The sequence below is a fragment of the Bradyrhizobium sp. P5_C11_2 genome, from assembly GCF_054049755.1.
This window is the reverse complement of sequence record NZ_JBFULT010000622.1, coordinates 1-4,213: the sequence shown is the minus strand read 5'-3', so window position 1 is coordinate 4,213 and position 4,213 is coordinate 1. Positions and strand designations below refer to the sequence as shown.

The window sequence follows — 4,213 nt, the reverse complement described above, 5'->3', positions numbered from 1 at the left end:
GCGCAAGACGGCGGCAACGACACCCGGTGGCGTCGGCGGCATCGCCAGCCGCATGCTCCAGGAGCGCGGCGTGATCTCGCGCAACATGCTGGATGCCATCGCCATCTGCCCGCCGCTGATCGTCACCAAGGGCCAGATCGACGAACTGGTCGCCGCGATCTCGGGCGTGCTGGAGGACATGAAGGGCGACGTGGCCAAGCTGACGCCGGCGTAAGCCGGACTGTCATTGCGAGCGGAGCAGTCCGCCACAACTTCGGTGTCGTCCTGGCGAAAGCCAGGACCCATACCGCGTGATCTATCGATTGAGCGTGGTAGGAGTACCGAACGGCGAGTCTTCGCCAAATTCCTCCCAAGGGTAATGGGTCCTGGCTTTCGCCAGGACGACCGCGGGGAAGGATCTGGCCCCCTACGCCCGCTGCACCCCGATCACCCGGCCTTTTTCGATCGCCAGCGCCAGCTCGCCGCGCTTGAGTTTCAGGGCGGCGTCGCCGAACAGCTCGCGGCGCCAGCCGCGTAGCGCCGGCACGTCGGCCTCGTCGTCGGCTGCGATCTCTTCGAGATCGTCGACGGTCGCGATCACCTTGCTGGCGACCGCATGGCGTTCCGCCGTCATCCGCAGCAGCACCTTGAGCAGCTCGACGATGGCCGCGCCGTTGGAATTGTTGCGCGGCTTCTCCAGCTTCGGCAGCGTCGACAAGTCCCGCGCCAGCCCGCGCTCGACCGCGGCGATGATGTCCGCGCCCCATTTGGACTTCTCAAAGCCCTTCGGCACCGAGCGCAGATGCGCGAGCTTCTCGACCGTGTTCGGGGCGTGGGTCGCGATATCGCTGATGGCCTCGTCGCGCAGCACGCGGCCGCGCGGCACGTCGCGGCTCTGCGCCTCCTGCTCGCGCCAGGCCGCGACCTCCATCAGGACGGCGAGGTCCTTGGGCTTGCGCACCCGCGTCTTCAGCCGCTCCCAGGCGCGCTCGGGGTGGAAGTCGTAGGTCTTGGGCGAGGTCAGGACCTCCATCTCGATCGAGACCCATTCGCTGCGGCGCCGCTTCTTGAGGTCGGCGTCGAGCGCTGCGAAGACGTCGCGCAGATGGGTGACGTCGGATACCGCGTAGTGCATCTGCTCCTTGGTCAACGGCCGGCGCGACCAATCGGTGAAACGGTGGGTCTTGTCCGGCCGGTGGCCGGTGACCTTCTCGACCAGCTGGTCGTAGGCGATGCTGTCGCCATAGCCGAGCACCATGGCGGCGACCTGGGTGTCGAACACCGGGTGCGGGATGATGTTGGCCTGATGCCAGATGATCTCGATGTCCTGGCGGGCGGCGTGGAACACCTTCAGCACGCCCTCGTTGCCCATCAGCTCGAAGAACGGCTTGAGGTCGATGCCCTCGGCCAGGGTGTCGATGACGATCGCTTCCTCGGGGCTGGCCATCTGCACCACGCACAACAGCGGGTAATAGGTGGTTTCGCGCAGGAACTCGGTATCGACTGTAATGACGGGGTGCTTGGCCAACCGGCTGCAGGCAGCCGCGAGGTCAGCGGTGGTGGTAATCAAATCCATGAACGGCCCATGACACTTGATATCAGCCGTTCTGCCGAAAGCGCTGTGATGTCAAGGGGCTCTAAGCGAATTCGAGCCTTGCATCGGGCCGGAATCGCCTGTTTCCGACGAAATTCCTATTCGTAGCGGACCCGGTTCGAGGATTTGCGGGCGCAAGGCAGCGCCACCACGACTACGCACATGGCGACCAGCGCCAGTCCCAGGAACTCGAAAACCAACAGATCCACGGCAAAATCCCCCCGAAAGACCGTTAGACTTGTCGGGCGTGCGTTGAGGGTCTGTTAATTCTCGTGGTTACCGGCCGCACGGCAGGCGGAATGGTGGACGCCGGGTTAACGGGGGCTGGGCTCCGCCATCACGTCATCAGCTTCGGCAAGGCGGCAGCGAGGCTGTCCACAGCCGCGCGAACTTTCGGCGGCATCCGGGGCGAACGCGGCCACAGCGCGTGGCAGTCGTAGAGGAATTCGGGCTGCCCCGCGAAGAGACCGACCAGCGCTCCGGCGTTGAGGCGTTCGCGGACCAGCCAGTAGGGCAGCCAGGCCAATCCCATGCCCTGCGCGGCGGCATCGGCGATTGCCTCCAAATCATCGAGCCTCAGCCTGCCAGTCGGCATGATCTCGCGCGGCGGCTGGTCTGCTTGCGGAAACAGCCACGGCCGGACACGCCCGGAGCGGCGATAGATGATCGCCTGGTGCGCGGCGAGATCGTCGATCGATTTCGGCTTGCCGTTGGCGCGCAGATACGACCGCGCGCCGCACACCACCATGCGCTGGCTTGCGATGCGCCGCGCGATCAGGCCGGATTGGTCGTCGAGGTCACCGGTCCGGATCGCAAGGTCATAGCCGGCCTCGACGATGTTCGCGATCGGATCGCCGAAGGAGAGATCGAGCTCCAGACGCGGATATTTCCGTGCGAGCTTCATCAGCAAGGGAGCGACGCAGTGCCGTCCCAGCAGAGCAGGCATGGTGACGCGCAGCCTGCCGCGCGGCTCTGACAGCTCGTCGGCAATGACGGCGTCAGCGGCGTCGGCCTCGCTGAGCACGGCTCGGCAGCGCTCGTAATAGGCCTGTCCGGCCTCGGTCAGGCTCTGACGCCGCGTGGTGCGGTTGAGGAGGCGGACGCCGAGGCGCTCCTCGAGGAAACGCACATGCTTGCCGACCATCGGCCCCGACATCTCGAAGGCGTCGGCCGCGGCCGCGAACGAGCCGAGATCGACGGCCTTGACGAACACGGCCATGCTGGTCAGGCGGTCCATCATTAAAAACTCCTGGTTTCGACTGTTCGCTCGCCTCGGCGATTTATCCGCTTCTCCGGGATCGGCATAGCTCCATTCAGTTCAATTGTTTTGGAGTTTTCCATGACGCGCGTCGTTCGTTTCCATAGATATGGCGGTCCCGAAGTGCTGCGCATCGAGACCATCGACGTCGCACCGCCGGGAAGGGGCGAGGTGCAGATCCGGGTCAAGGCGCTCGGCCTCAACCGTGCGGAAGCCCTGTTGAGGAGGGGCACCTATATCGAGGCCGCGATATTTCCCTCCGGCCTGGGTCTTGAGGCTGCCGGCATCGTCGAGGCGATCGGCGAAGACGTGGGCGGCTTTTCGCCGGGCGAGGCCGTCAGCATCGTGCCGCCGCTGTCGATGGTGCGATGGCCGGCCTATGCCGAGCTCGCGGCGTTTCCGGCCGAGCTCGTCGTGAAGCATCCGCCCGAGCTTGGCTTCGAGGTGGCGGCCGCATTTTGGATGCAATATCTGACGGCCTACGGGGCACTGGTCGATATCGCCGGACTTCGGCGAGGAGACGTCGTCGCCATCACGGCGGCATCGAGCAGCGTCGGGCTTGCGGCGATTCAGATCGCAAACCGGATTGGCGCTGTTCCTGTCGCCCTGACGCGGACCTCGACCAAGCGGCGCGCATTGCTCGATGCTGGTGCCGCCCACGTCATCGCCTCGGATGAAGAGGACATCCGAGCGCGGCTGGCGGAGATCGCCGGTTCAAGCGGTGTCCGCGTGGTGCTTGAAGCAGTTGGCGGACCGGTGTTCGAGCCGCTGACCGCGGCGATGTCGCCGGGCGGCATCCTGATCGAATATGGCGGGTTGAGCCCCGAGCCGACCCCGTTTCCGCTCGTCAACGTGCTCACCAAGAGCCTGACGCTGCGCGGCTACCTCGTGCACGAGATCATCCGCGATCCCGCGCGCCTTGCGAAGGCAAAGGCCTTCATTCTCGACGGGCTGTCGGACGGCACGTTGAAGCCGGTCATCGCCAGGACATTCCGGTTTGACGACATCGTCGAGGCGCATCGCTTCCTGGAGTCGAACACACAATTCGGCAAGATCGTGGTGACGATCTGAGTAACCCGTAGGGTGGGTTAGCCCTGCGACTGCGCGAAGCCCAGTTCGCTCGGCGTAACCCACCACTGTCCATATCCGCGGAGGCAGAAGCGGTGGATTACGCCCGCGGATGCGCTTCGCGCAGCCGCGGGCTAATCCACCCTACAAGGCTTCCTTACGGCAGCTTCAGCGAGGTCTCCGCATTGTATGGCTTGAGCAGCTCGTCGGCGGCCTTCTGGGCGGCGGCGAGGGCCTCCTTCGGCTGCTTCTTGCCGTTGAGGACCAGCATGACCTCGTCCTCCAGTGTCTTGCGCACCGGCACGGTCTTGTAG

General features: G+C 65.2%; 3 protein-coding genes and 2 pseudogenes. 2 read left to right on the top strand and 3 right to left on the bottom strand.

The genetic code is table 11. The annotated features are described in order from the left end of the window. Nucleotides 1-214, top strand: a pseudogene (locus ACXJL8_RS35460) (aspartate aminotransferase family protein); the annotation flags it as partial. Between the two features lie 192 nt (nt 215-406). Here the strand turns inward: ACXJL8_RS35460 and rnd are convergent. Together rnd and ACXJL8_RS35450 are read right to left on the bottom strand one after the other, a co-directional pair. Continuing rightward, entirely contained in the window at nt 407-1,555 is a 1,149-nt protein-coding gene (gene rnd / locus ACXJL8_RS35455) for a ribonuclease D (RefSeq protein WP_456621920.1), read from the bottom strand. Nucleotides 1,556-1,910: 355 nt separating this feature from the next. Further along, entirely contained in the window at nt 1,911-2,810 is a 900-nt protein-coding gene (locus ACXJL8_RS35450) for a LysR family transcriptional regulator (protein ID WP_456621969.1), read from the bottom strand. Nucleotides 2,811-2,912: 102 nt separating this feature from the next. On the opposite strand from ACXJL8_RS35450, the gene ACXJL8_RS35445 reads away from it, so the two are divergent. Continuing rightward, nucleotides 2,913-3,902: a zinc-dependent alcohol dehydrogenase family protein gene (locus tag ACXJL8_RS35445; RefSeq protein WP_456621921.1), complete on the top strand. Its 990-nt coding sequence runs from the start codon at nt 2,913-2,915 to the stop codon at nt 3,900-3,902. A gap of 154 nt (nt 3,903-4,056) precedes the next feature. Here the strand turns inward: ACXJL8_RS35445 and ACXJL8_RS35440 are convergent. Beyond that, a pseudogene (locus ACXJL8_RS35440) lies at nt 4,057-4,213 on the bottom strand (ABC transporter substrate-binding protein); the annotation flags it as partial.